General features: G+C 42.4%; 22 protein-coding genes and 1 pseudogene. 15 read left to right on the top strand and 8 right to left on the bottom strand.

Translation table 11 applies throughout. The annotated features are described in order from the left end of the window. Positions 1 to 83: 83 nt before the first annotated feature. Positions 84 to 569: a DUF2975 domain-containing protein gene (locus NST74_RS16965; RefSeq protein ID WP_341113409.1), complete on the bottom strand. Its 486-nt coding sequence runs from the start codon at positions 567 to 569 to the stop codon at positions 84 to 86. 223 nt (positions 570 to 792) lie between these two features. On the opposite strand from NST74_RS16965, the gene NST74_RS16960 reads away from it, so the two are divergent. The 3 genes from NST74_RS16960 to NST74_RS16950 are packed head-to-tail and all read left to right on the top strand — an operon-like array spanning position 793 to position 2,084. Beyond that, positions 793 to 1,311, top strand: a complete 519-nt coding sequence (locus tag NST74_RS16960; protein ID WP_341113408.1) for an ankyrin repeat domain-containing protein — start codon at positions 793 to 795, stop codon at positions 1,309 to 1,311. Between the two features lies 1 nt (position 1,312). Beyond that, positions 1,313 to 1,675, top strand: a complete 363-nt coding sequence (locus tag NST74_RS16955) for a DUF4180 domain-containing protein (protein ID WP_042128508.1) — start codon at positions 1,313 to 1,315, stop codon at positions 1,673 to 1,675. A gap of 31 nt (positions 1,676 to 1,706) precedes the next feature. Next, complete coding sequence (locus tag NST74_RS16950; RefSeq protein ID WP_341113403.1) at positions 1,707 to 2,084, top strand: iron chaperone; 378 nt, start codon at positions 1,707 to 1,709, stop codon at positions 2,082 to 2,084. 87 nt (positions 2,085 to 2,171) lie between these two features. Here NST74_RS16950 and NST74_RS16945 read toward each other — a convergent pair whose 3' ends face one another. Beyond that, positions 2,172 to 3,113, bottom strand: coding sequence for an ArsR/SmtB family transcription factor (locus NST74_RS16945; RefSeq protein ID WP_042128504.1), 942 nt, complete (start codon positions 3,111 to 3,113; stop codon positions 2,172 to 2,174). 145 nt (positions 3,114 to 3,258) lie between these two features. Here NST74_RS16945 and NST74_RS16940 point away from each other — a divergent pair, with 145 nt between their 5' ends. Further along, positions 3,259 to 6,012: a glycoside hydrolase family 2 protein gene (locus tag NST74_RS16940; protein ID WP_341113401.1), complete on the top strand. Its 2,754-nt coding sequence runs from the start codon at positions 3,259 to 3,261 to the stop codon at positions 6,010 to 6,012. Between the two features lie 94 nt (positions 6,013 to 6,106). On the opposite strand, the gene NST74_RS16935 is transcribed toward NST74_RS16940, so the two are convergent. Next, the gene (locus NST74_RS16935) at positions 6,107 to 7,801 is read right to left on the bottom strand and encodes a M3 family oligoendopeptidase (protein WP_341113399.1); all 1,695 of its coding nucleotides are present in this window, start codon (positions 7,799 to 7,801) and stop codon (positions 6,107 to 6,109) included. A 298-nt stretch (positions 7,802 to 8,099) separates the two neighbouring features. Here NST74_RS16935 and NST74_RS16930 point away from each other — a divergent pair. The 8 genes and pseudogenes from NST74_RS16930 to NST74_RS16895 all read left to right on the top strand — a co-directional run. Next, positions 8,100 to 8,350, top strand: a pseudogene (locus NST74_RS16930) (VOC family protein); the annotation flags it as partial. Positions 8,351 to 8,493: 143 nt separating this feature from the next. Beyond that, positions 8,494 to 9,678, top strand: coding sequence for a GntR family transcriptional regulator (locus tag NST74_RS16925; protein WP_341113397.1), 1,185 nt, complete (start codon positions 8,494 to 8,496; stop codon positions 9,676 to 9,678). Between the two features lie 204 nt (positions 9,679 to 9,882). Further along, positions 9,883 to 11,178 (top strand): glycoside hydrolase family 125 protein, encoded by a 1,296-nt coding sequence (locus NST74_RS16920; protein WP_445668200.1) that lies wholly within the window; start codon positions 9,883 to 9,885, stop codon positions 11,176 to 11,178. 42 nt (positions 11,179 to 11,220) lie between these two features. Continuing rightward, a complete protein-coding gene (locus NST74_RS16915) occupies positions 11,221 to 12,525 on the top strand; it encodes an ABC transporter substrate-binding protein (RefSeq protein ID WP_341113395.1) in 1,305 nt (434 codons plus the stop codon). Between the two features lie 65 nt (positions 12,526 to 12,590). Next, positions 12,591 to 13,478 (top strand): carbohydrate ABC transporter permease, encoded by an 888-nt coding sequence (locus NST74_RS16910; RefSeq protein ID WP_234539252.1) that lies wholly within the window; start codon positions 12,591 to 12,593, stop codon positions 13,476 to 13,478. Positions 13,479 to 13,511: 33 nt separating this feature from the next. After that, positions 13,512 to 14,399, top strand: a complete 888-nt coding sequence (locus NST74_RS16905; protein ID WP_341113392.1) for a carbohydrate ABC transporter permease — start codon at positions 13,512 to 13,514, stop codon at positions 14,397 to 14,399. A 33-nt stretch (positions 14,400 to 14,432) separates the two neighbouring features. Then, positions 14,433 to 15,488, top strand: a complete 1,056-nt coding sequence (locus NST74_RS16900; protein WP_341113391.1) for a glycoside hydrolase family 76 protein — start codon at positions 14,433 to 14,435, stop codon at positions 15,486 to 15,488. 12 nt (positions 15,489 to 15,500) lie between these two features. Beyond that, the gene (locus NST74_RS16895) at positions 15,501 to 16,562 is read left to right on the top strand and encodes a glycoside hydrolase family 76 protein (protein WP_341113389.1); all 1,062 of its coding nucleotides are present in this window, start codon (positions 15,501 to 15,503) and stop codon (positions 16,560 to 16,562) included. 103 nt (positions 16,563 to 16,665) lie between these two features. Here NST74_RS16895 and NST74_RS16890 read toward each other — a convergent pair whose 3' ends face one another. The 4 genes from NST74_RS16890 to NST74_RS16875 all read right to left on the bottom strand — a co-directional run bounded on the left by NST74_RS16890 (position 16,666) and on the right by NST74_RS16875 (position 19,776). Next, on the bottom strand, positions 16,666 to 17,772 hold the full coding sequence (locus NST74_RS16890; protein ID WP_341113388.1) for a glycoside hydrolase family 88 protein: 1,107 nt from the start codon (positions 17,770 to 17,772) through the stop codon (positions 16,666 to 16,668). A 134-nt stretch (positions 17,773 to 17,906) separates the two neighbouring features. Beyond that, positions 17,907 to 18,764 carry an AraC family transcriptional regulator gene (locus tag NST74_RS16885; protein ID WP_341113386.1) on the bottom strand — a complete coding sequence of 286 codons (858 nt, stop codon included), beginning with the start codon at positions 18,762 to 18,764 and terminating at the stop codon, positions 17,907 to 17,909. 483 nt (positions 18,765 to 19,247) lie between these two features. After that, on the bottom strand, positions 19,248 to 19,502 hold the full coding sequence (locus NST74_RS16880; protein WP_341113384.1) for a hypothetical protein: 255 nt from the start codon (positions 19,500 to 19,502) through the stop codon (positions 19,248 to 19,250). Next, on the bottom strand, positions 19,477 to 19,776 hold the full coding sequence (locus tag NST74_RS16875; RefSeq protein WP_341113383.1) for a hypothetical protein: 300 nt from the start codon (positions 19,774 to 19,776) through the stop codon (positions 19,477 to 19,479). Before NST74_RS16875 ends, NST74_RS16880 begins: the two co-directional genes overlap by 26 nt. Positions 19,777 to 20,071: 295 nt before the next feature. On the opposite strand from NST74_RS16875, the gene NST74_RS16870 reads away from it, so the two are divergent. Then, positions 20,072 to 20,434 (top strand): DUF1304 domain-containing protein, encoded by a 363-nt coding sequence (locus NST74_RS16870; protein ID WP_341113381.1) that lies wholly within the window; start codon positions 20,072 to 20,074, stop codon positions 20,432 to 20,434. Positions 20,435 to 20,706: 272 nt separating this feature from the next. Here NST74_RS16870 and NST74_RS16865 read toward each other — a convergent pair whose 3' ends face one another. Further along, positions 20,707 to 21,594: a fructose bisphosphate aldolase gene (locus NST74_RS16865; RefSeq protein ID WP_341113380.1), complete on the bottom strand. Its 888-nt coding sequence runs from the start codon at positions 21,592 to 21,594 to the stop codon at positions 20,707 to 20,709. A 789-nt stretch (positions 21,595 to 22,383) separates the two neighbouring features. Here NST74_RS16865 and zwf point away from each other — a divergent pair. Both zwf and gnd read left to right on the top strand, forming a co-directional pair. Further along, complete coding sequence (gene zwf / locus NST74_RS16860) at positions 22,384 to 23,919, top strand: glucose-6-phosphate dehydrogenase (RefSeq protein ID WP_341113379.1); 1,536 nt, start codon at positions 22,384 to 22,386, stop codon at positions 23,917 to 23,919. A gap of 72 nt (positions 23,920 to 23,991) precedes the next feature. Beyond that, a complete protein-coding gene (gene gnd, locus NST74_RS16855; protein WP_042128478.1) occupies positions 23,992 to 24,885 on the top strand; it encodes a phosphogluconate dehydrogenase (NAD(+)-dependent, decarboxylating) in 894 nt (297 codons plus the stop codon). The last annotated feature ends 105 nt before the right edge of the window (positions 24,886 to 24,990 follow it).

Raw genomic sequence — 24,990 nt, 5'->3', positions numbered from 1 at the left:
AAGAGTATTCATTCGATAACCTTCGAATGAATACTTTTTTCTTTTGGTTATATTAAATTCTAATGTTGATATTTGACTGTTAATCATACATTTTTTGGCTTTATATCTGGTGCATTTTCTAATGGCTTTTGAAGTGCGTCCACAATGGCTGCGATAATACTTGTTGCTAAAAGACCCATTAGACATAATGATGTAGGACCCGCTGCATCATCACTAGCTGTAACTTTAGCAAGCACCCTTAAGCTTACTATTCCTAACAAAATGAGGAACATAATTGTGAAAGCACATTTCTTTATGATCTTCAAAGATGTAAGGGATAATTCTGAGAAAGCATTGTTCTTTTCGATGTTGTTTAATAGTTTATATGCTTGATATAGCGCAACCGAAAACGCAATACAGAATCCGTAAGCACATACTAAAAAGGGAATCAGGAAGTAAGCCGTATCTGGATGTACTCTTGCATCTCTTACCGCTATCTCAGGCAACCAGATACACAAAGCAAGCACTGCAATTCCAACCAAAAAAATAATTACTTTTAAGAAAGTGGTTGAACCTCGTTTAACATTCATTTAAAACACCTCACTTATTTAATGACTTCATGATTTTAGCATTTAATTTATTGTTTTACAATAAATTTGTATTGTTTTAGTGTTTTATATTTTACGAGAAATGGTTATCTTTCTTTGAAAGACGACAACGTTGCTTCTTCTTGTTAGCAGGAGAATGGTTTAACTATCCAGAAAAAGTAAAGTAGATCGTTTATAAGATCAATCGAAAAGAGGCGATATCTAAATGGAATTACGGCAAAGCATTAATGAAGTCTTTCAGTCGGCACAACAAGGTGATGCTGCACGGCTAAAAGAAATTCTAGAATTCCATCCGGCTTTAGCAAATACGGAAAATAACGAGGGTCTTACACCTTTGGGATATGCGGCACATTTCGGTAAAGAAGCAGCGGTGCAGGTATTGATAGACTATGGTGCTGAAGTTGATGCAGTATCCCATTCTAAGATTAGTTTTATTCCTTCTAATACTGCACTTCATGCTGCCATCGCTGGGGAGCGGGATATGGGTGTTATCCGACTGTTATTGAACAAGGGTGCTCAGACACATATTTTAGATAGCGACGGGCATACTGCCTTGCATTCTGCAGCTTTTCATTCGGATAATGTGGAGCTGATACGCTTATTAATCGAACACAGAGCTGACATCCATGCTAAAATTGAAGGTGGTGAATCAGTATTAGCTATGGCCATCCAACAAGGAAACCATAACGTAAAAGAATTTCTTATTGAAAAAGGAGCAATTTAGAATGCAAATCACATTAAACCGTAAAGACAATTCAACAGTAGCTTTGATTTCCAGCGAGGGTATTGTAATTAATAATGTAAATGATGCTTTGGATCTAATGGCAAACGTTAGATATCAAGAATGCGATAAAATGATTCTAAGAAAAGAGCAAATCACGGATGATTTTTTTGAGTTAAAGACGGGGCTTGCCGGAGAGATTCTTCAAAAGTATACAAACTATCAGATGCGGGTTGCGATTGTAGGAGAATTTACTGGCTATAATAGTAAAAGTCTGAATGATTTTATTTATGAGTGCAATCAGGGGAATAAAATATTGTTCAAGAGTACAGAAGACGAGGCATTAGCAGCACTTCATCATAGTTAAATGTGAACTTGAAACAGAGAGGGGACTTAACATGGAAGGTAAAATCACGTATGAATCGATCGATGACTATATTTCCAAGTTTCCACCGGAGATTCAAGAAATCCTTAGTACAATAAGAAAAGTGATAAAAGAAGCGGCACCTGATGCAAAAGAAAAGATTAGTTATCAGATGCCCACTTTTGAACTGCACGGAAATCTCGTCCATTTTGCAGCTTTCAAAAACCATATTGGATTTTATCCAACGCCTAATGGGATTGATGCTTTTAAAGAAGAATTATCTGTCTATAAAGGAGCAAAAGGGTCCATTCAATTCCCTCTTAATCAGCCGATGCCCTATGAATTAATTAGTAAGATCGTGAAATATAGAGTGGCAGAGAATATTCAAAAAGCAAAAGATAAGCGTAAATAGTATGTAAAGAAAACAATGTCTTCCCAGTCCTCTTGCACACCTGAAGCTTTCTATCCTCTCTGGTTTCAGGTGTGCAATTCTTACAAGTTATCGTGTACTCGATACTGATCGACGCACAAACGACAGGATAATATCCTGTGAGTAGTCTCCGAAACCACTTCCGAATAGATTAAGTCCTCGTCTATTGAGGGCATCCTCGCGAATCTCAAAGCGTACTCGAATAGGCTCATTAAATGCCAGCTTCAGTGAGCTAATTGTAGTAGGGGAAGAAGCAGCACCATTTATTTTGCTACCCTGTTCTGAGATACTCCACTCTGTCAGCATTCCATATTCTGTACCACTCTTCCAACGTTCGGGTGTTAACTTTCCTTTCCGGTTACCGAAATCTGATGGACAAGTCCAAGTACCGACATGTAGGTCATTTATAGTTAATGTGATGTCACTTGCCCAATCTTCACGGAATGCAGGTGCTTCAGAACAAACCTCAGCCGAAATCCGAATCTCATCTAGCTCGACACCAGGGGGGAGTGGATTGGCAAAATAGTATTCGACATAGCCAGAATCAGCGAACCATAAGAGAGATGCTTCAACTCGTTCAGGCATGTAGAATACCCGCGGATCATCCTGAGAACCGATGACTCCGCCGTCTTTTCCAGCCATACCACAGGATGGTTGTACAGAACAGTGGGAGAACATTCCGATGGGCATATGTATTTCTTCCGTTTGATGCAGACCATCGCCTAGCTTCGACGGAAGATCGAGATGGATGGATCGGCAGGTCACCGCGCATATTTTCTCACGATTTGCTCCTTGTGTAGATGAGATTAAGTTAACTTGCTCAAGGGTCTGCACATTGATTGAGATTGTAGGTTGAGCTACGCCAAGTGTCTCGGCCAATTGACTGACACTCATGGGCTTGTCACCAAGGGCTTCAAGAATGCGGACTCTGACATCTCCAGAAAGTGCTTTAGCAACGTCTAAGATACGTGATGCAGGGTACCGGATCGTTTCTTGCGAAATATCATTCATGGATTGTATTCCTTTTCGTTAGGATAGTTTGAGGATATTGTACACCGAAGATTGTATATTGTAAAATTATAATACACATTGCGTAATTTATATACTGGTGCTAAAATGAGCTCAACTTCTTATTTTGAAAGGCTGTGCTCATATCATGACAACTTCCGTACTGAATGTTGAGAGTCTTCCGATTCCTCGTCCCGAACATCCGCATCCAAATTGGCAGCGCAAGGAATGGATGAATTTGAATGGGGAATGGTCATTTAGCTTTGATCCGAGCAATGAAGGAATAAGCAATCAATGGTTTTCGAATTCCGAAATCGCTTACAGTTCGAAGATTACCGTCCCTTTTTCTTGGGTAAGTCCATTATCCGGTATTGGCAGCGATCGTAAAGGGATAGGTTGGTATCGGCGGATTTTGAAATGGCAGCCTATCGACTCACAGACACGACTATTTTTGCGATTCGGGGCAGTGGATTATTCATGTGACGTTTGGATAAACGGAGTACATGTTGGTTCACACCAAGGTGGATATGGTTCATTTGAGTTTGAAGTTACTCCGTACTGGGTTGAAGATTTGGACAATACAATTGTCGTTAGAGTAGAGGACTTCGATCATGATTACCAAGCACGTGGCAAACAAGGTTATGGAGAAATTCGCGGAATTTGGCAGCCAGTATGGCTAGAATCTCGGCCCCAGACTTATATGAGTGATACTAAGTTTGTGACCACTATGGATGGGCAAGTGAACGTGACTACAAGAATCATTGCTCATGAATCTGGTTCAGCAGATTTCACGCTGCAATTCGCAGAGGATTCCATACTGCATACTGAGAAATTAGATCTTATTGCAGGGGAGAATGAATTTAAGCTCTCTATTCAAATATCAGATCCGAAATTATGGAGTCCAGAATCACCTTATTTGTACGAAGGAGAACTACAACTTAGCGGATCTTTTGGCACAGACATGGTCAGCACTTATTTCGGAATTCGAGAAATCCAAACTGTTCGCTTCGATGAGCGTGGTTATCGATGGATTACTCTTAATGGCAAGCCAATTTATTTAAACGGTACCCTTGACCAGTCTTATCACAAAACGGGCTATTTCACTTATCCGTCTGATGAAGACATGCGGGATGAAATCTATCTAATGAAACGTTTGGGACTGAACTTTGTACGTATTCATATCAAACCAGAGGAACCCCGCAAACTATATTGGGCGGATAAACTGGGTATTCTGGTGATGGAAGACATGCCTTGCTTTTGGGGGGATCCGGATGAAAAAGCCCGTGCTGCGTATGAACTTGAAGCCCTAGAGGTTATCGAAAGAGACTATAATCATCCATCTATTTTCTCATGGGTGATGTTTAACGAGACGTGGGGGTTGAAGACGAACGCTCAGGACACTAGTCTAACGAGTGATGTAGGGCAAAAGTCTAGTTATCTTAAGGAGACACAGGAATGGGTTCGGGAAAAATATCGCTGGGCTAAACGACTTGACCCAACTAGAATCATTGAAGACAACTCACCTTGTAATTATGATCATGTGGAATCTGATATTAATACGTGGCATTTCTACATTAATGGTTATGATCAGCTTAGAGCTCATTTGAATGAGGTTGTAGACAAAACTTTCCCAGGTTCAGACTTTAACTGTATCGGAGGTAATGTACAATCTGATGTTCCCCTGATGAACAGTGAATGTGGAAACGTATGGGGGATCGAAGGCGGGGCAGGGGATAGTGATTTAGCATGGCATTATCGCTATATGATGAATGAATTCCGGCGGCATGATAAGTTATGTGGTTTCGTATTTACCGAATTTCGCGATGTTACGAATGAGTTCAATGGTTATTATCGGTTAGACGGCAGCGATAAAGATTTTGGTTATGACGCCTTTGTTCCAGGGATGACGATTTCTGATCTGCATTCTCCGGACTTCATCGTGATCGATGCACCGCCATGCCAGACAGTAAACGCAAAGGATGAAGTTAATGTTCCGCTTCTTCGTTCCAGTTTCTCAGATAAATATCATGGACAGCATTTACAGGTGAAGTGGGAACTTTGGTACGACGATTTGGGAACACGAGTTGTTGCACAAAGTGATCATATATCAGTGAATTGGGATGGATATGGAGTAGCTGCTCTACCCGCTCTGCATGTTACTATGCCTGATCAGGACGCAGTTGCAGTGCTGGTGCTTTCCTTGATCACTAATAAGGGAGAGACGCTCACTCGCAACTTCATTACGTTTGATGTAAGAAGCGGTGATCAGGAAGTAAGGTATGAGGGGGAAGCAGACTGTATTAGTATCCCCGTTGGTGCGTATAAAGAACACAGCTTTGAACTACAATGGGAAGCTATTCAATGCGCAAAAATCAATGGGGCCGGTCAAGGCCAATATGCATTTGATGTAGCTCTTCCAGATGCTTTGGAGAAAAAAATGATTGGCGAGATCGAAATTATGTTTGAAGCTAGCGCAAAGCGAGTGTTGGCCCGGAATCTTGAAGGGGCAAAGCAAAATGAAATGGGACTTGATCTCATGCATGGTGCAGACGCTAGGGTGGAGTATAATCCGAATACGTACTATATGACCGACGAAGAACGTCATCCTTCACGTGTGAATGTTCTGGTAGAAGGTCAACGGATTGGCTCCTTCTATTTACCGGATGATCCGGCCGACAGCCGAGGTGTATTGTCTTGGCATTATCAGCCATTAGCGAATAAGTTGGATGAGGCTGGCTCTTACGGCTATCTATGTAAGGTAAGTGTACCGGGGCAGTTAGCAGCTAAACTAGATCGCAATCGTACGTTCCGGTTGGAACTTCAAGCAGAGGGTGGAGGCTTAGCCTTGTATGGCCGCAATGCGGGTCGTTATCCAATAGATTTGTTGATTCGCTATCGGTAAACTGGGTGAAGTTAGATCATTCAATTCTAAAAAAAGCAATCCAAGCCATAAGGCATGGATTGCTTTTTATGTGATGAGCTATTCAGAGAATGGATTAAAGCTCTTTATCATTAATGCTGTTCAGCCAACCTTCAATATCTACAATAACGGAGCTAATGCAGCCATCTTCAAACGGTGAAGTTAGACCGGCAAGCTCAACCAGTTTGATAAAAGATTTGCTTCCTCCAGCCTGGCATAGTTCCAAATAATCGCTCCAAGCAGCTTTGAAATCTTCGTTCGAACGTTTCCAGAACTGGAATGCACAAAGCTGTGCTAGTGTGTAGTCAATGTAGTAGAAAGGCGAGGCGAAGATATGCCCTTGTTTATGCCAAAAACCGCCTTGTTCCAGATATGTGTTACCTTCATAATTACGATGTGGTAAGTATTTCTTCTCGATTTCTCTCCAAGCCTGCTTGCGTTCAGCAGGGGTGGCTTCAGGGTTACTATAAACAAAATGTTGGAATTCATCGACAGACACACCGTAAGGAATAAACTGAAGGCTATCAGATAAATGGTTGAAGCGGTATTTATCCGCATCTTCCTCAAAGAACAAATTCATCCAAGGCCAAGCGAAAAATTCCATACTCATGGAATGAATCTCACATGCTTCATAGGTTGGAAAAGCATATTCTGGCACATCAATATTGCGGCTTTCATATACCTGGAAGGCATGCCCTACTTCATGGGTTAAGACATCAATGTCTCCTGAGGTACCGTTGAAATTAGAGAAAATAAAAGGGGCTTTGTATTGGCTGAAGTAAGTACAATAACCGCCGCCTTGCTTTCCTTTTTTGCTTACTAGATCAACCAGATTATTGTCCAACATAAAGGTGAAGAATTCATCCGTTTCAGGAGATAGCTCTTTATACATCTTCTTTCCGTTAGCTACAATCCAGTCTGGGTCTCCTTTAGGGGTAGCGTTCCCAGTCTTAAAGCTAAAGTTCTCGTCGTAGTATTTCAATTCATCGAGACCCAGGCGATCTGTCTGGCGTTTCTTTAACTGTTGGGAGACAGGTACGATATATTCCAGAACTTGTTTGCGGAAATTGGCAACCATTTCTGCATTATAGTCGGTACGCATCATACGGTCATAACCTAGCTGAACAAAGTTGCTGTATCCAAGCTTTTTAGCTATGCGGTCACGGACCTTGACGAGCTCGTCATAGATGTGGTCAAACTCAGTCTCATGTTCGGACATAAAACCAAACCGAGCTTCAGAAGCGCTTTTACGCATATCGCGGTCTGTAGACAATTCGAAAGGTGCGAGTTGAGGCAGTGTGCGCTCTTCACCTTCAAATAGAATCTTGGCGGATGCGATAAGCTGGGAGTATTCCGTGGAAAGCTTGTTCTCCAATTGTAAATCTTCGATGATTTCCGGACTAAATGTCCGCAGCGAAACTTCTGCAAGCTGGAGTAACTGCGCACCCCATTCCTGTTCAAACTCGGCTCTATATTTCGAATGTACGAGTGCTTTGTAATAATCGGTTATGTATTCCTGAACGACAGGTCCAACTTCGTCCATGAATTCTTGTTCGGCTTTGTAAAATTCATCCGTCGTATTGATAGAATGGCGAACGCTAACCAATGTCTGCATAGTATCAAACGTATTGCGAAGCTTGTTAATGGCAGTGATGGAAGCCTTTTGTACCTCTAAAGGTGATGTGTCATTGAGATCTTTCAGCAGGGCGTTAAAGTCTTGCTTGAATTGCTTAACATCCGGCCGCTCATAGCGGTAATCATCAAATTTCATAAAAAATCAACTTCCTTTCTATACCAGATAGTTTCTATTATATAATCTGAACAGCCATTTACGATAGACCTGTGTAAGCTTTTTATAGTCGAAAAAAGAACAATTGAACAAAAGTGTAAAAACTTGTTAAGCAGAATGTGGCTTAATATTATCTATGAATATAGTAGTTTTCATCAAGAGAAAATGGTCCAACCAGTTATGCGAGAGCAGATGAAGATGCATTGGGAAGAAGTACTCAACACAATTAATGAGCGCACACGTACAATTTAACGAAGCGAAAATAGGAAGCTCGATATAGATGAAACCCCGAATTACTGTAATAACACTAGGCGTGGATGATTTGGAGAGAGCTTTGATTTTTACAGGGATGGATTAGAATTCCCGACCGAAGGGATCATTGGCAAAGAATTTGAACATGGAGCGGTTGCTTTTTTTGATTTGCAGGCAGGCTTGAAGCTGGCACTTTGGAATCGGAAAGATATGGCCTATGAGGCAAAGGTTCCATTATCCCTAGCCAGTTCAACAGAAATAAAGATTGGCCACAATATATTAGAATTTGTTCACTTTACACTCTGCACCCTTCCTCCCTCTTTTTTTAACTGCTTCAGTACAATTGTCGACAAACATAATATATCATGATATATTATTATGTATAAAGATGAAAAAATTAGAGTCAGGAGATAACGAAAGTTATGAATGAGACAATGTCATCCAAACCGATGTATGAAAAAATATTTGATGAAGTGAAGCAGCTTATTGTTAATAAATCCTATGGACAAGGGGAGAGGGTTCCTTCAGAAAAAGAACTGGCCGAAACCTATAATGTAAGTCGCATTACGAGTAAAAAAGCTCTGGAAATGCTTGCCGCCGAGCATTTGATTGTGAGAAAACCGGGAAGAGGTTCGTTTGTGGCTGATCCGGCAGTTGACTACATTGATTCAGCTATGTCTCCTGAGACGGCCTCCGACGGGACTGTTATTAATTCCTTTAACCATGAGGAAAAGACGATTGGTCTGATTATTACCGACTTTGGCAACAGCTATGGAACAGGTTTGATTTATGGGATGGAACAGGCTTCCCGTGATAATGATTGCTTCCTCGTTCTACGAAGAACATTTGGCGTACCGGAGAACGAAGAACAGTCTATTCAGAAGTTGCTTAGCTTGGGTGTAGATGGTCTGATTGTATTTCCGGCTCAAGGCGAATTTTTTAATGCTGAGATTCTAAAATTGGTGATCGGGCGTTTCCCTTTAGTTCTGGTAGATCGCCATCTGAAAGGAGTAGCGGCTGCTTCGATCGGCACGGATAACATAAAGGCTGCACTTAAAGGGACGGAGTACTTATTTGATCTCGGGCATACTCATATTTCTTTCCTCTCTCCACCTCCAGCGGATACGACGGCTCTTGAGGAGCGGGTGGAGGGATTTATACAAGCGCATGCAGAGCGGGGGATAGCTGTAGATAAGGGGTTGTGGGTTAGTGATTTAACCTCGACATTACCTAATTCTTTTAATGATGAGAATATTGAACACGATATCTCACGGCTAGTTTCTCATTTACAAGAGAATCCAACAATAACGGCACTTTTTGCCGTGGAATATAATATTGCCCTGCTGGCTAGAACTGCGGTTGAACGACTTGGGCTGCGGATTCCTGAGGATATTTCGATCATTTGCTTTGATAGTCCGCCAACTCCACTCGGCTCGGGTTATGCGTTCACTCATTTGCGGCAGAATGAAGAAGAAATGGGGCGACTCGCAGTTGAAAATGTATTGCGAATTATGAACAGTCAGACTGTATCGAACAAGATAATGCTGGAAGCTAAGTTGATTTCTGGTGAATCCACGGGTCCCGCTAAACCATCCAATTCTAATTAATTTTATGCGATTCTCCATAAATTAGTTGTTATAAAAACCTATCTTTTGGGATAGGTTTTTTTGTTTGTTTTAGATAGATGTTTATCATTATAGAAGTATTGATATATCATTATCGATGAATAAACATATTGACATACTAATTGTATGACAATATACTAATTTGTGAAAGCGCTTCAAAGAAAAAAGAAAAAGGGGGTAGTATAACTGAAAGCAACCAGAGAAATTCCTGAGTCGATCAAGAAACTGGCATCTAATGTAAAAGCGCAGCTGAACGATCGTCCAAAATTAGCAGAGATGTTCGAGAAATGTATGGCTAACACCTGGAATACAACCTTAAAACGAATGGTGAATGGTACTACTTTTGTCATTACCGGAGATATTCCAGCGATGTGGCTGCGGGACTCGGCCGCTCAGGTTAGACCTTTCCTGATCCTTGCCTCCGAGGATGAAGAAATTGCCGACATGATTGAGGGACTTGTGCATAGACAATTCGCCTGCATCCAGCTTGACCCTTATGCGAACGCGTTCAATGAAGAAGCAAATGGGAATGGCCATCAGGAGGATCTTACAGAGATGAGCCTAGGAGTATGGGAAAGAAAATATGAGATTGATTCATTATGCTATCCGATCCAACTGGGTTATCTGCTCTGGAAGAATTCGGGCCGAACTAGTCAGTTTAATGATTCATTTGTTAAGGGTGTAGAAAGAATTATTGCATTATGGACTACTGAACAGAAACATGAGAGCGATTCCAATTATCTTTTTCAACGGATGAACTGTCCGCCTACGGATACATTAGCGCGTGAAGGCAAAGGAACGTTGACAGCTTATACCGGAATGACTTGGTCTGGATTTCGTCCTAGCGATGATGCCTGTGAATACGGGTATTTGGTTCCTGCCAATATGTTCGCTGTGGTTGTTTTAGAGTATGTATGTGAAATTGCCCGAGAGATCCTGAGGGATCCGGAACTGGAATTGAAAGCTATTAGACTTTCTGAACAGATTAATGAGGGAATACGCCAGTATGGAATCGTAGACCACCCTGAGTTTGGTTCAGTCTATGCATATGAAGTAGATGGGCGTGGACAGGTGAAATTGATGGATGATGCAAATGTACCGAGTCTGCTCTCAATCCCTTATTTGGGTTATGTGAGTCCCGATGATCCTATCTACAAAAATACCCGAAAGCTAATTCTAAGTAGCAATAATCCTTATTTCTTCGCAGGAAAGGAGGCTTCTGGTATTGGTAGTCCACATACGCCTAGTCGTTATATCTGGCCTATAGCTTTAGCGATTCAGGGAATGACATCTACCAGCAATGAAGAACAGGAATCCTTACTTAATCTGCTGGAGAAGACAGATGCGGGCACAGGATTTATGCATGAAGGGTTTCATGTGGATAATTCTTACGAATTTACACGTCCATGGTTCTCTTGGGCAAATATGATGTTCTGCGAGTTGGTGCTTATGCGCTGCGGGATGCAAGTTAAGCGAGGTTAATATCTACAAGTTTTTCAATCGACTCTAAAGGGGATAGAGAACATGAAAAAATGGCTGATTACCACACTTGCGTTGGTTATGACAGCTTCACTTGCTACGGGCTGCGGTGGCAATAATGGGTCTGCCGGTAAAGAGTCCGGAACTGCAAGTAAACCAGGGAGCGGTGAAGGAAAAAAGACGGAGCTTACCTTCTGGGGGGATTGGGGCGGTGAGGGACAGAAACAATTTGAGACCATGGTCGAGGCCTTTAATAAATCTCAGGATAAGATTCATGTAAAGTATGTGCTGCAGCAGGATATGATCACGAAATTCCTGACTTCCGCAACCAATGGCGGCACTCCTGATGTGCTGTTTTGGGATCGCTGGAGAACTTCATTGTATGCTCCAAAAAACGTCCTGCATCCGGTTGACGAATACTTAACGCGTGACGGTATTTCCAAAGATGACTTCTACAGCGAATCCCTTAGTGAGCTTTCATACGATGACAAATTATATGGGCTGCCGCTTACCGTAGATGCTCGAGCTCTTTTCTATAATAAGAAGCTGCTCGCTGATGCAGGGCTTCAGCCTCCAACAACATGGGATGAGCTAGAGACGGCTGCTACGAAGCTCACCAAATGGAACGGCAATAAATTAGAAATTGCAGGTTTTTCAATGGGGGATTTGGGGCTTTTTAATATGTATCTTCAACAGGCTGGCGGCACCATGCTTACGGAGGATGGAAAGACCGATTTTAATAATGATAAAGGCAAACAGGTACTAGAATTCTGGGATCGCCTGATGAACAAAGATAAGGTATATAAAGTAGGGTTTGAGCTTGGGCTTGGGGAAGGGCAAGATGCTTTTGTCACTGGCAAGGTTGCTATGTTGTATTCCGGTCCGTGGATGCTCAGCACTTATAACAAATATGGTAAAGATCTAGATTATGGAATCGTTCCCCCTCCAGCTGGACCAAACGGGGATAAAGGCAGTGTTATGGGCGGATTTGGTCTGGTGATTCCAGAGGGCTCCAAACATAAGGAAGAGGCTTGGGAGTTCATTAAATGGTGGACAGCGAACAAGGATAACGCATTGCTCTGGGCCAAGACCAGTCTGAATCTGCCTGGCTATAAACCGTCTATGGAAGATCCATTCTTCAAAGATGATCCCAAGTGGCAGCCGTTTCTAGAGACACTGGAGTTCGCTAAGGTTCGTCCAAACCACCCTGGTTATTCCGTGATGGAAACCGATGCGTTGGCACCCAATTTGCAGCTAAACCAGCAGAACAAGCTGAGTATTGACGAAACCTTGAAGAAATCACAAGAAGAAGGCGACAAAATGCTTAAGGATAATGAGGTAGTGAAGTAATAAGTAAGACATTTGAAGTAAGGGGGAGGTCTTGCCTCCCTTTTGCTTAGGAGGGGGTAGCTGAAATGGCTTCCATCAGAAAGCTAGAGAAACATCAGGCGCGGACAGCTTATCTGTTTATTACACCAACGGTGTTGCTATTTACAGTATTCACGGTCATCCCCGTGGTAATGGCGCTGTATTTAAGCTTTACCAATTACGATGTACTTAGTAGAAATGATTGGATCGGCTTTGATAACTATCGCCGTTTGATAGAAGACAGTTTGCTGTGGAAAACATTCCGAAATGTATTTTTTTATTCGATCATTTTCGTTCCGCTAAATATCCTGATTTCGCTGCTACTCGCGATTCTACTTAGTCGAACCTGGCGTGGGGTGAAGCTGTTCCGCACTCTGAATTATCTGCCAACCCTTACATCGGCCGTTGCTGCTGCAACCGTTTGGATCTGGCTTTTGCATCCTGAATTTGGTTTGGTTAACGGATTGTTGTCCTATGTAGGGATTACAGGTCCTGCTTGGTTATCCGAGACCCGAACGGCTATGCTGTCCATAATTATGCTTACACTGTGGCAGTCGGTAGGTTCAAATATGATTATTTATTTGGCAGGTCTGCAAGGTGTGCCTGACTATTTGTATGAATCCGCACGGCTGGATGGTGCCAATAAACTGGATTGTTTCCGGTATATTACTTGGCCGCAACTACGTCCTACGACCTTTCTAGTCAGCACGATGGCAATCATTGGTGCGTTACAGTTGTTCGACCAAGCTTTTGTGCTGACACAGGGTGGTCCAGCGAATATGACGAAGACTCCGGTTTATCTAATCTATCAACAGGGCTTTAATCAATTGCAAATGGGGTATGCGTCTGCACAAGCTTTTGTGCTTGCTGTAGCAATTCTCATATTCTCACTTATAAACATGCGGATCACAAAAGCCGAGGAGTCCATTGTATAAGCCGGGCTTGTCATGCAGAAAGGGGATAGAGGTATGGATACTAGTGGAAGTTCGTTATTAAAAAGAAGCTTAAGTAAATCTATTTATTATATAGTGTGCATTGTTATTGCAATTGTAATGTTTCTACCTTTTTATTGGAGTGTTCTTACATCTTTGAAGCCTGACGAAGAGATATTCGCCATGCCCATTCGGTGGTTTCCTTCACATTTGACCTTAGAGCATTATCGTAAGGCGTTTACAACGGTTCCATTTGCCCTCTTTTTCCGGAATTCACTTGTGCTTGCGGTAGCGGGTGTGCTGGCGAATCTGTTTTTTGGTTCGATCAGTGGCTATGCATTCGCAAAGTTAAATTTTAAGCTTAATAAGCCGATATTCCGCGTGCTGCTAGCGGCGATGATGATACCGGGCATTGTGACTATGATCCCTACAGTTTATGTCATGCGTCATATTCCATTTTTCGGAGGTAACGATATTTTTGGCAGTGGGGGGAACGGGTTGATGAACTCCTTCTGGGGAATTATTCTTCCGGGAGCTTCGGGAACTTTTGCTGTGTTCTTCATGCGGCAATTCTTCCTTACCCTACCTAGTGACATGATGGAAATGGCCCGGATCGAAGGCTGTGGAGAGTTTAAGATATTTTGGCGTATTTATTTGCCGTTGACCAAACCAGCGCTGGCGACTTTAAGCATTTTCACTTTTCAAGCGGGCTGGAACAGCTTTCTATGGCCCATGATTGTACTGAATGACCCGGATAAAGCGACGATCCAGATGGGACTTCAAGCTTTCTCCTATAATTTCCAAACGGATTACGGTCCAATGATGGCTGGTGCGCTTGTTGCGATCTTGCCGATATTGGTGCTCTTTTTGGCACTTCAGCGTTATTTTGTACAGGGGATTGCATTCAGTGGCATTAAAGGTTGATTCAATAAAAATCGAATCAGGGAGAGAATTTATATGAACCAATTGGAGATCGGGATTTGGGAGGAACGGGCGAATCAAGCACAAGCTGCGCTGGATTCATTATTCTGGAATGATGCGATCAAAATGTACAATATAGAAACACCTTGTCCAAATGGAGAATGTAATACCATTTTTCATTATTGGTGGATGGCTCATGCTGTGGATGTATTGGTAGATGGATTTCAGCGAACTAGAGAGGAAAGGTATGTCAAGCGGCTTTCCGCACTTCATGAAGGTCTTCTTCAGCGAAATGGGGGAGTGTGGCCCAACGAGTTGTATGATGACATGGAATGGATGGCTCTCGCGTGGCTACGTGCCTATCAAGCAACGGGAGAGGAAGCTTATAAAGATACAGCCCTTCTTTTATGGGAAGACATTCAGACAGGCTGGAATGAGCATATGGGTGGTGGGATCGCTTGGCAGAAGTCACAGTTGGATTATAAAAATACACCTGCCAATGCACCGGCAGCTATTCTGGCGGCTCGTTTGTATCATGCCTTCGGTGAAGCTGAGAATCTAGAATGGGCGCTAAAAATTTATAAATGGCAAAAAGAGTATCTGGTAGACCCGACAACGGGTTTTGTATGGGATGGCATGAATCGCACGGGCAATGGCCAGATCGATAAGGATTGGAGATACTCCTATAACCAAGGTGTCTATATTGGTGCAGCTGTAGAACTCTATCGTATCACTAAGGACCCATCCTATTTAGAGGATGCTCGATTAACTTTTTCCGCTGCTGCTCATGAGCTTATTGAGGCTAAGGGCGGTGTACTTCCAAACGAAGGAAATGGAGATGCTGGATTGTTTAAAGGAATCCTGATTCGGTATACGGGAGAATGGGTCAAAGCTGATGCCGCAGCTGTTGAAGCTGTCGATTTTCTGCGTAGGAATGCTGAATCTCTCTGGGAGCAAGGAAAGTCAGAGGATGCAGCTTTGTTTGGCACAGATTGGACTTTGTCATCTACTGGTGTAATTCAGCTCAGCTCTCAACTTAGTGCAATGAAGTTATTGGAGAAGATGGCTGAATTAACCAAGGATCAGATTTGAGGTGAACTCTTTATGACACAAGCAAAAGAAGCCCTGGATGCACTTAACTGGAAGGGAAGGTCCGAGTGGCTCCAAAATTGTCTAAAACATAATTATTATGACGCGGAGACAGGGATCATGAATCAATGGTATCCCAGAGAGTTTAACGTTACAGGTGAGAATTTTTATTATTGGTGGCAGGCTCATGTCATTGATATTCTAGTGGATGGCTACGAGCGTAGTGGAGATCCTGCATATTCTCTGAGAATCAAGGAATTGAGTGAACATCTCCAAGCTTATAACGGTGGGACTTTCAGGCATAATTACTATGATGATATGGAATGGACGGCATTGGCGCTGCTACGAGCTTATCAGGCTACTGGATATGAAACCTACCTAGACGCTGTGCTAGATCTATGGGAGGATATAAAATCGGCTTGGAATGAACATTTTGGGGGCGGTTTGGCCTGGAAGAAGGATCAGCTCGATTATAAAAACACACCTGCCAATGCACCAGCCGTCATTCTATCAGCTAGGTTATATGAACTTTTTCAAAAGCAGGAGGATCTGGAGTGGGCACTCCGTATCTATGAATGGAACAAAACATATTTAGTGGATCCTGCGACTGGTTTTGTGTGGGATGGGATGAACAGACTCGGGGATGGCCAGATCGATTTCGATTGGGAATTTACGTATTGTCAGGGAGTGTTTCTAGGTGCGGGCTTAGAGCTGTATAAAAATACGGGGGATGCCCATTACTTAGAAGATGCGAATCGAACTGCTAATACATGTATTGATCGTCTATGCGATCCGATGAATATGATGTTGCCTGATGAAGGCATCGATGATACTGGATTATTCAAAGGGATTCTGATTCGTTATTTGGTTCAATTTTGTAGAGAGGTTCCTGAGGCTGGCAGGATTCGTGAGGTAATCATGGCCAATGCTCAGCAGTTATGGGAAAAAGGTCTGGATAAACAGTTGGGTCTTTGTAGTCCGTCGTGGGAATTGAAACCGGAGCTTCCGGTTCAACTGAGCATTCAACTCAGTGGCTTGATGTTGCTGGAAGGGGCCGCTGTACTCATGGAGAAGTAACTTAAAGGCGTATAAAGAAGCCTCTCTTTTTAACTGGTGCATTGATCTTCCATTTAAAAAAGAGAGGCTTCTTTTTTGTTAATTTAAATTAACCGTTTATCCGTTAGAATATCCGATGTTTCCAACCATTTAATTTAGCGACAGCTTCAATATAATAGTAGTCTCCATAGATCAGCGATACATCGATAAAGGAAGTGCCGCTGCCAGTTGCGTGCAATAAAATCGCTTCATGCTCCGGTTGCTCCCAGGTTGCGTAATTTTCGGTCAGTGAGCGCAGAATTCGCTCCGCTGCATTTGCATAGAGGCTTTTTTCGCCTACAGGTACGATCGTTGCAAGCTCTAGCAAACCTGAAGCGGCGATAGATGCCGCAGAGCTATCTTTGAACATCCGTTCGTCATCCGCTAGACGGAAATCCCAATAAGGAACCTGATCCTCAGGTAAAGCGGAGATGAAATAATGGGAAATCCGCTTAGCGGTGTTCAAGAACCGTTCATCTCCACTGTGGCGATAGGTATTGATGAAGCCGTACAGCCCCCATGCCGTTCCACGACTCCATGAGGATTCAGCTGAATAACCTTGACCGCCAAAATTCTCAATATATGCCCCGGTCTCCGCATCGAAAGATAGAATATGCTTAGTTGATCCATCCTCGCGGATGCCATATTGCATCGTCGTCTCCGCATGGCTAATAGCAATATGCTTATAACGTGGATCACCAGTTACTTTGCTGGCCCAGAACAGTAGAGAGATATTCAACATACAGTCGATAATTACCCAGCCGTATTTATCTTCATTCCATGCGCGGATGAATTTGCCTACAGGATTATAGCGGGCAGCTAGGAAATTCGCTGCTTCAATCCCCCTGCGAAGGGCATCTTCGTCACCCGTAATCGTATGTTTGATTACAGCCGTCGGAAGGAATTGAAATCCTACATCGTGATGCATCTCAACCGTTGGTTTGATAAACCATTCCTCCAAGGTTCCGTCCCAATGCCAAGCGGCTTCCTTGTATAAGTCTTTTCCAGTCATATCATGCATGATCCAGAGGAGCCCAGGCCAGAAGCCTGTGGTCCACCAGTCTGAACCAATATCATCAAATTTTCCATCTTTCCCTGCAAAATGTGGGCATTTGTCACCGATCTGCTCTACCATCTGTTCTACTTTTGTGTCGAGTCTGCACATAAGCTCTTGCCAATAGGATGATGTCATAATTACTGCCTCCAGTGTGGTGGTTAAGATATTATGAGTATAGCTTTCCTGGCGGCTGAAAAGTTTTGTTTTTGTACAATGAAATGTTTGAATATTGTCATGATGTAGGTTGGAGGATGGTGAAAATGTTGGCGTTAATTATTCTTTCTATATTTTAATGGCGTTGTTCCGAGGACTTTTTTGAACAATTGATTGAAATAGGAGGCATTCGGGAAACCGACGATGATTCCGATTTGCTCCACAGGCAAGTCTGTCGTTCCTAACAAGCGGCAGGCTTGTTTGATTCTCCGTGCTGTTAAATAATCCACGAGCCGTCCGCCGGTCTCTTGATGAAAGATTCTAGAGATATAGGATTTGGACAAATGAAATTCCTCAGCCAGCTGATCCAGATTAATCTCCTCATGATAATGCTCTTCGATAAAGCTCATGATTTTTTCAGAATAGCGCAAGGTCCGCTGTTCTCCTGATTGGAATATCTGATGATCTCCAGTCTTGATACTGCTCAATAATTGAAGGATTAACATCGAAATGTCTTCGGTATTTTCGCTTGGATTGCTTTTTTTATTGTGATCATATTGCTCCAGAGTCCACTCCACAATCTCAACACAATCTTCAAGATCAATGGCGCAATGCGTATTTTCCCCTCTCCAAAGTGTTGTGAATAAAGCTTTTCTTTTCGAAAAGCCCACTAGCAGGTTCTCCGCAACATGTGGATCAATATAGAAGATGGATCTTTCAAAAGGACAAGCGGGAGAGACCTCAGAATAGATCCGGTGCAGCTGATAGGGCTGGAAAAAGAATAACATCCCCCTGCGGATATCGTACATCTGCTGATTGACGACAACATTTCCCTGACCGCCATGCACGAACATGATTTCACAGCATTGATGCCAGTGATAATAACCTTTGTAATAGTCGTCTGTATATATTTTGTAATCCCAAATTAAAGTCTTTTGATCTTCATAAACAACGGGTTCGAATAGCTGCTTCATAGACCCTCCAAGATGACAAAATACAAACATTTTCTTGTTTCCATTATAACTATAAGGGTTATGAAAGCGATACAAAAAAAGAATTGAGTAGGAGTTTTATCTACGTTCAGGATTACTTTAATATCTAATGGCCACGTTAACAGGTCATGCATAAGCTCGAACGGAAACTTGATCCTAGGATTCTATCGGGAGACAGGTCGCCATGTTAGATTACATAAACAGAAGCCCAGAATCCAGAATTCAAAATCTTAAAGCTGAACTCGATTAAAAACTGCAAAAGTGCAGTTTTTATCAGTTAATTAGGTGTTGGTTAAGGATATTGCTGCAAATATACAGGAATATGACTCTATATTAACTTTGGTTATCTTAAAATTAGTGAAAAACTGTATTTAGGCAGGAAAACTCCTCTGTGGATGAATAAAGGACTTAAAAGATGTAAAATTTCAGGATTTCTACAAGCGGTTCATCGTGTTGGGCTGGAGTTTATACTTTTACAACATATTTGCCTTCTGGTCCGGTTACAGGTGAGAGCCCCCCCCCTTTTTTGGTGCAGAGGGAATGCAGCATTCGAACGGCTGATCGATGATTGATATTTAAATGAATCTCTACATCAATTGGGCGTAATGGGCGAGCAAGCGTATAGGCAAGACGGATGATTTCCCGTTCCGCCACACTCTCTAGACTAACTGGAGAAGATTCTGACAGATATCGGCTAAGCAGCATTCGCAACAGTGTCATGCAAATCCGGGACGACTAGCGACGTCGTCGTATGCAAATGAAATAACTTGAAATCCAATGGCAGATAAGAAGGTTTCTCTGTTTGACCCCGCCAATCGAGCACTTCGAATTCTGGATGTAGATCGTCAAAATTCAATCGATGAGACCACCAAACGTTGCGGCAAAATAGCTTCTCCGCTTCCCGATGTCCACGTTCCAAGCGACCTTTGCGTTCCCCTGATCTTTTTTGTAAATGGTATTGAATAAATGAAGCATGCACCGTTTCGAAGTTCATCTTTAATCATTCCCCCTTAATCAACAAAAGAACGTCCCGATCCATTCAAAAAGGAATGAATCGGGACGTTCTTCGTCTCGAACATTTAATTATAGATAAGAATCTATTAGTTGACCAGACGAATAGGACTTAAAAAACTCCTTAAATCAGTAGCTTGATTTCCGCATTCTATTGTTGATTACTGGAAGGGGATTTGAGTGGCTATAATATGAAAATGATGAAGGAATGTACATTTTATAATTAACATGTGATACAATTAAATTGCGAACAAATTAAATTAAAGGGAGTTAATCAAATGATCATAGCAGGTAATATCATGGTCGGTCTCGTTGCGTTAATACATTTTTATATTGTCTATCTGGAAATGTTCGCTTGGTCAAAGCCCAAAGGTCTTCGAGTTTTTGGAATGACGCAGGAAGTTGCGGATGCTTCTAAGACTCTAGCAGCGAATCAAGGGTTGTATAATGGATTTTTAGCTGCTGGTTTAACTTGGGGATTGGTGCATCCGAATTTGAATTTCGGCCACCAAGTTATAATATTTTTCCTCTGTACTGTTATAGTAGCGGCGATTTATGGTGCACTGACGGTGAAAAAATCTATTTTGTTTATGCAAGGCCTTCCAGCTTTCATCGCTTTAATACTAGTGGTTTCGACATAAGTTGACCTAAAAGTTAGTGAATGTAGGGTTTTACCTCGCGTGTAGGCCAGGTGAAGCCCTTTTTTTGCGTGAGATAAAATGATGTAATCAGTTATTATGCGGTTATTTTTATTTTCCTGTGACTTAAGCAGAAGCGGTAACTAACTGTTTGCGAGCAATACCCTTAAAAAAGTTAATCCAAATTTTAAAAAAGGGCTGTGTCCCGGTAGGTAATTACCTGTCAGGGAAACAGCCCTTTTTATGTCTTATGTCTTCACGAGGGGAAGAGCTGCTTATTGAATAGAGGCTGCATAAATTGCTTCTACAGATTTAGATAGGAGCGCGTTAAACTCATCGTTTGACTGCCCGGCACTTAGTCCTTGCGATAAAGCACGTGAGAAGCTGGCGATTAATCCTTGATTGTGGGCGAGCTTATCGTTGGCCTCAGCCTGTGTGTATCCGCCGGACAATGCGACAATTCTCAAAACGTGAGGATCCTCCATTAATTCGCGGTAGAAGTTATTTTCTGTGGGGATGGAGAGCTTTAGCATGACCTTCACATCTTTGCCCAGCTTAGACAATTGAGCTGAAAGTTCTGCTTTTAACAGCTTTTCCGAAGCTGTTTTATCAGCGGTGTGGATATCGACCTCCGGTTCGATAATCGGAACCAGTCCCGCTTCTAAAATTTGCTTGCCGACTTCAAATTGTTGTTCAACCACTTTTTTGATGCCGGAAGGATTGGCCACTTTGATCACCGAGCGCATTTTCGTCCCGAAAATATGTCGTTCGTTGGCTCGCTGCAAAAGGTCACTTAAGCCGGGAATTGGCTTCATGAGCTGTACCCCGTCTTCTGGATCGGCGAGTCCTTTATCGATTTTTAGAAAGGGTACAATGCCTTTTTCCTCCCAGAGATAATCAGCAGTATATTTCCCGTCAATGAGACGATCCATAGTGTTCTCAAATAAGATGGCACCCAGTATATACTTTGAATCAAATGCAGGGCTCTTGATAATGCGCGTTCTCATCTCGTGAACCAATTCGTACATTTGATCTTCATTAGAGTAACTGTCTTCTGTAACACCGTATTGCTGCAGCGCTTTTGGTGTGCTTCCACCACTTTGGTCTAAGGCCGCTATAAAACCCTGTCCCGTCCGAATTCGATCCCATTGCTTCATATTCATGAAAAAATCTCCTTCCTTTCGTGAACTGAATGGATATTCATATGCTCTTTAATTATAACACCTAATATACTGGCCCTAAACAAGAGGCGAGTGAGCCAGTGTGGTTACCTTCTAACTTGAGCTGGACTCAATCATAGAAATAAGGTCATCTGAGTCCGATCCAATCTCGGCTTGGCTATGCGGGAATATAATGTTACGCCAAGGTCATTCAAAGTGCTTACAAAGTGGCAGATACTCGAATGTGTGATGACGCCAACGTGGTAAACTTCGATCTGCGTTAATCCACTAATCCCTTCGAAGCATTCTCTGATAATGTTCCTCGAAACGTTCTCTTTTTATGCTCATTTCCCAAAATCGAGAACCAATAGCAATTCCCTTTCACGATGTCATTCATCCCAAAATGATTAAATACTTTAAGTTAGTTTGGAAATCCGAGGGAGATTGAGTAAATGTGGTGACTGGAAATTTTATTCTTGTTACAAAGTGGCTGTGGTGATCGTTTTTGAAATTGGAAAGCGTGAGTTCAGATTCGCTAAAGCCGCGTTGGGCTTAAGATTTTCCTTTAATGAATGAGAATACCCGAGTAATTTAATACGAATAATCCAATAAGATTTTCTTTGTGACATTAATCATAATTACCATTTCTTAGCTTTGTGAAAATAATAACTTTTCGTAAATGTCAAAATGAGGTTGACGTATTAAAATATCAGTCGTATGATTGATTCTACTGAGTATGTTAGTAATTAAAAGTAAGTATATAAATAATATATAACAACAGGAGGAATGAAAGTGGAATCATCAACATTTGTGCTATTCGGCGCTACAGGAGATTTGGCAAAACGTAAAATCTATCCTGCACTATATAACCTCTTTTTAGATGGTCAAATTTCAGGTCCTCTTTCCGTGATTGGATTAGGAAGAAGAGAAGTTTCAAACGAAGCCTTCCGTAAGCAAGTACTGCAATCCTTACAGACGTTTTCTAGACAACCAGCGGTTGATTCACCGCAATTGCAGGTGTTTTTGGAGGCTTTTGAATATAGCGTTCTAGATGTAGGGAATACAGAAGATTACTTGAAGCTGCTGGAGCATGTTCAACGTCGTGAGCAGTTCTTCAATATTCCGGAGAACCGGATGTTCTATTTGTCAGTGGGTCCTGAGTTTTTCAAGGAAATCGCAGCTAATATTCACTCAAGTGGCCTGGGTTCTACGAAAGGCTGGAAACGTCTGATCATTGAGAAGCCTTTTGGTACAGATTTGAAATCAGCTAGAGAGCTGAATGATAGCTTGAATGCTGTATTTACTGAAGAAGAAATCTTCCGGATTGACCACTTCCTGGGTAAACCGATGGTTCAGAACTTGGAAGTCCTGAAGTATTCTAATCCAGTGCTAAGAGCGCTGTGGAAAAATAGATATATTGCGAATGTTCAAATTACGGCGAGTGAGACTGTCGGTGTTGAAGAACGGGCAGGCTATTATGATAAAGCTGGCGCACTTCGTGATATGTTCCAGAATCATATGCTGCAGTTGATGATGATGATGGCGATGCAGCTTCCTAAGGGCAGTACACCTGAAGAAATCCGCGGGAAGAAAATTTACGTCATGGAGCATCTCATTCCAATTACCAAAGATGAGGTTAATAAACATGTTGTCCGTGGACAATATACAGAGGGTGAAATTAAAGGGAATGCTGTGGCAGGTTATTTGAATGAGCCGGGAATTAATCAATCCTCGCAAAATGAAACGTTTATCGCAGCGCGTCTATTTATAGATGATCCGCTATGGAATGATGTACCCTTCTACGTTCGTACTGGGAAGAGAATGAAGGAGAAATCCACACGAATTGTTATTGAGTTTAAAGAACCGTTTAATGATAGTAATAACTTGAATAAAGGAAATGACGTACCGAATTTGCTGATTATCGAGATTGGACCGAATGAAGCCATTACGCTGCAACTTAACACGAAAGATCAGCTGCAAAAAGGAAAGCTAGAGCCTGTCCGCGCTACTTATGAAGCGGGTACCTCTGATGTTCCGGAAGCCTACGAGAATCTAATCTTCGATGCGCTTCGTGGAGATGCTACCTTCTTTGCGCACTGGAGAGAAGTTGAACTGTCTTGGCAATGGGTTACACCTATCCAAGAGGCAATGGAAGAGGGGCTTATGCCACTTCACACATATGCTTCAGGTTCTTATGGTCCAGATGCGGCTATGGAACTATTAGGTGAAGATCGCTGGTGGTTCGATGAGGCAGCTGAGCAGTCAGAAGAACTCACAGCTCAGGCTGAAGTTGCAGCAACGCAGGAATCTATACGGCCAGGGGCGTAAGCCCCTGCCTGTTTTTTTTGAGAAAAATAGCTAATTTACATCACAAGAATCTATATATCGGAGGGGAATTATATGAAAGTAGGATTAGTTGGATTAGGAAAAATGGGCTTCAATTTGGGCCAGAATTTGCTGGATCATGGACATGAGGTTGTCGCATTTGATTTGAATGCACCTGCTGTGGAGGAAATGAAAGCTAAAGGCGCTAAAGGGGCAGTAACGCTTCCTGAGTTAGTACAACAATTGGAAACACCTAGGATTATTTGGATCATGGTTCCACATCAGGTTGTGGATTCAGTCATTGCTGAGCTTACACCTTTGTTATCTAAAGGGGATATTGTCATTGAAGCGGGGAATTCGCATTATAAAGAGTCTATTCGCCGATATGAGCAATTGAAGGAATACGGAATCAGCTTTATGGATGCAGGTACATCCGGAGGGATGGAAGGAGCGCGTAACGGTGCTTGTTACATGGTTGGCGGAGATCCAGAAGCTTGGGAGGTTGTGGAGCCTATATTCCGTGATACGGCTGTGGAAAGCGGCTTTTTATATGCCGGCAAGGCTGGTAGCGGCCATTTCCTAAAAATGGTGCATAACGGTATCGAATACGGCATGATGGCTGCCATCGGTGAAGGCTTTGAGGTATTGGAGAAGAGTGAGTTTGATTACAACTTTGAGGAAGTTGCTCGGGTATGGAATCATGGCTCCGTCATCCGGTCTTGGCTGATGGAACTGGTTGAACGTGCGTTCTCGAAAGATGCTAAATTGGATGAGATCAAAGGGATTATGCACTCCTCCGGTGAAGGCAGATGGACGCTCGAAACTGCATTTGATTTGCAAGCTGCAACGCCCGTAATCGCGATGGCGTTATTAATGCGCTACCGTTCTCTTGAGACGGATACCTTTACTGGCAAAGTAGTGGCTGCTCTTCGGAATGAATTTGGCGGACATGCCGTTGAAACGAAGTAACTAATGTTAATCATTAGCCCGAATTTTCTCGCAATTCATTTTGCGGTGAGATTTGGGCTTTTGTTTTGCGAAAATTAATAAATGGAGAGAATAGATCGAGTACGA

The sequence above is a fragment of the Paenibacillus sp. FSL F4-0125 genome (genome assembly GCF_038008565.1).
Lineage (GTDB): Bacteria > Bacillota > Bacilli > Paenibacillales > Paenibacillaceae > Paenibacillus_AQ.
Note: the sequence above shows the minus strand (reverse complement) of the source record. Positions and strands in the feature narration are given on the sequence as shown.

Bases quoted from the DNA above. Each gene is read 5' to 3' on its own strand.
- NST74_RS16965 (WP_341113409.1), bottom strand. From the start codon at position 569: ATGAATGTTAAACGAGGTTCAACCACTTTCTTAAAAGTAATTATTTTT.
- NST74_RS16960 (WP_341113408.1), top strand. From the start codon at position 793: ATGGAATTACGGCAAAGCATTAATGAAGTCTTTCAGTCGGCACAACAA.
- NST74_RS16955 (WP_042128508.1), top strand. From the start codon at position 1,313: ATGCAAATCACATTAAACCGTAAAGACAATTCAACAGTAGCTTTGATT.
- NST74_RS16950 (WP_341113403.1), top strand. From the start codon at position 1,707: ATGGAAGGTAAAATCACGTATGAATCGATCGATGACTATATTTCCAAG.
- NST74_RS16945 (WP_042128504.1), bottom strand. From the start codon at position 3,113: ATGAATGATATTTCGCAAGAAACGATCCGGTACCCTGCATCACGTATC.
- NST74_RS16940 (WP_341113401.1), top strand. From the start codon at position 3,259: ATGACAACTTCCGTACTGAATGTTGAGAGTCTTCCGATTCCTCGTCCC.
- NST74_RS16935 (WP_341113399.1), bottom strand. From the start codon at position 7,801: ATGAAATTTGATGATTACCGCTATGAGCGGCCGGATGTTAAGCAATTC.
- NST74_RS16925 (WP_341113397.1), top strand. From the start codon at position 8,494: ATGAATGAGACAATGTCATCCAAACCGATGTATGAAAAAATATTTGAT.
- NST74_RS16915 (WP_341113395.1), top strand. From the start codon at position 11,221: ATGAAAAAATGGCTGATTACCACACTTGCGTTGGTTATGACAGCTTCA.
- NST74_RS16910 (WP_234539252.1), top strand. From the start codon at position 12,591: ATGGCTTCCATCAGAAAGCTAGAGAAACATCAGGCGCGGACAGCTTAT.
- NST74_RS16905 (WP_341113392.1), top strand. From the start codon at position 13,512: ATGGATACTAGTGGAAGTTCGTTATTAAAAAGAAGCTTAAGTAAATCT.
- NST74_RS16900 (WP_341113391.1), top strand. From the start codon at position 14,433: ATGAACCAATTGGAGATCGGGATTTGGGAGGAACGGGCGAATCAAGCA.
- NST74_RS16895 (WP_341113389.1), top strand. From the start codon at position 15,501: ATGACACAAGCAAAAGAAGCCCTGGATGCACTTAACTGGAAGGGAAGG.
- NST74_RS16890 (WP_341113388.1), bottom strand. From the start codon at position 17,772: ATGACATCATCCTATTGGCAAGAGCTTATGTGCAGACTCGACACAAAA.
- NST74_RS16885 (WP_341113386.1), bottom strand. From the start codon at position 18,764: ATGAAGCAGCTATTCGAACCCGTTGTTTATGAAGATCAAAAGACTTTA.
- NST74_RS16880 (WP_341113384.1), bottom strand. From the start codon at position 19,502: ATGACACTGTTGCGAATGCTGCTTAGCCGATATCTGTCAGAATCTTCT.
- NST74_RS16875 (WP_341113383.1), bottom strand. From the start codon at position 19,776: ATGAACTTCGAAACGGTGCATGCTTCATTTATTCAATACCATTTACAA.
- NST74_RS16870 (WP_341113381.1), top strand. From the start codon at position 20,072: ATGATCATAGCAGGTAATATCATGGTCGGTCTCGTTGCGTTAATACAT.
- NST74_RS16865 (WP_341113380.1), bottom strand. From the start codon at position 21,594: ATGAATATGAAGCAATGGGATCGAATTCGGACGGGACAGGGTTTTATA.
- gnd (WP_042128478.1), top strand. From the start codon at position 23,992: ATGAAAGTAGGATTAGTTGGATTAGGAAAAATGGGCTTCAATTTGGGC.